The organism is Streptomyces sp. BE20 (assembly GCF_036322525.1).
Taxonomy (GTDB): domain Bacteria; phylum Actinomycetota; class Actinomycetes; order Streptomycetales; family Streptomycetaceae; genus Kitasatospora.
Window position 1 is genome coordinate 1 of the sequence record NZ_JAQYWW010000058.1, and the last position, 1,431, is coordinate 1,431.

The 1,431-nt window shown below is 70.7% G+C and carries 1 protein-coding gene; it reads left to right on the forward strand.

Annotated elements, in window-relative coordinates:
- Positions 1–1,431: sugar ABC transporter ATP-binding protein (locus tag PUR61_RS00210; protein ID WP_329874359.1), on the forward strand; the 1,431-nt coding region annotated here is incomplete at both ends.

The following is a 1,431-nucleotide window of genomic DNA, read 5'->3' on the forward strand; positions in this document are numbered from 1 at the left end:
GCCGGTGTTCACCAGGTCACCAAGCGGTTCGGCGCGGTACGGGCCCTCGGCGGAGTCACCCTCGACTTCCCCGCCGGTCAGGTCACCGCCCTCATGGGCGAGAACGGCGCGGGCAAGTCCACCCTCCTCAAGATCCTCACCGGCGACCACCAGCCCACCGAGGGCCACGTCGTCCTCGACGGCGAGCGGGTGGACCTGGCCTCACCCGCCCAGGCCCGAGCCGCCGGGATCCGCATCATCCCCCAGGAACCCGAGATCATCCCCCACGTCTCCGTCGCCGAGAACGTCTACGCCGGCTCCCTCCCCCGCAAAACCGGCCGACGCCTCGACCGCACCGAACTACGCCGCCGCATCACGGCCGACCTCAAACGCCTCGGCTTCGACAAGGTCCTCGACCCCGACCTCCTCGGCTCCCAGCTCACCCCCGCCCAACGCCAACTCGTCGAAATCCTGCGCGCCCTCACCGGCGACGCCAAAGTCATCGCCTTCGACGAACCCACCTCCTCGCTGTCCGAACACGAGGTCGACGCGCTCTTCGCCCTCATCCGCCGCCTACGCGACCAAGGCGTAGCCGTCGTCTACGTCTCCCACCGCATGCAGGAGATCTTCCAGCTCGCCGACCGCATCGCGGTGCTGCGCGACGGCGCCCTCGCCGGCGTCCAGGACGCCGCGACCACCAGCGAGGGCGACCTCGTGCGGCTGATGGTCGGCCGGGACCTGTCCGCCATGTTCACCCGCGAACGCGTCGCCACCGACCGCCTCGTGTTGGATGTCCGCGCCGTGACCACCGACCACGTCACCGGCATCGACCTGCGCATCCACGCCGGCGAGGTCGTCGGCCTGGCCGGACTCATCGGCGCCGGACGCTCCGAACTCGCCCTCGCCCTCGCCGGCGACCAGCCCCTCCGCTCCGGCACCGTCACCCTCGACGGCCGCACCCTGCGCTCCGGCCACCCCGGCGACGCCATCCGCGCCGGCCTCGGCCTCGCCCCCGAGGAACGCAAGGCCCAGGCCCTGTTCCTCCACCGCTCCATCCGCGACAACACCAGCACCGTCGTCCTGGAACGCCTGCGCCGCTTCCGCTTCGTCAAGCGGACCGCCGAACGCCAACTTGCCCAGGAATACACCGACCGGCTGCGGGTGCGCACCCCCTCCATCGAGCACGAGGTCCGCAAACTCTCCGGCGGCAACCAGCAGAAGGTCGTCCTCGCCCGCTGGCTCGCCCGCAAACCCAAGGTCCTGATCCTCGACGAGCCCACCCGCGGCATCGACGTCGGCGCCAAGGCCGAGATCTACCAGATCATCGCCGACCTCGCCACAGAAGGCGTCGCCGTCCTCGTCATCTCCTCCGAACTCCCCGAGGTCCTCGGCCTCGCCGACCGCATCGTCGTCATGCAGAACGGCCGCATCACCGGCGAACTCGACCGCGAA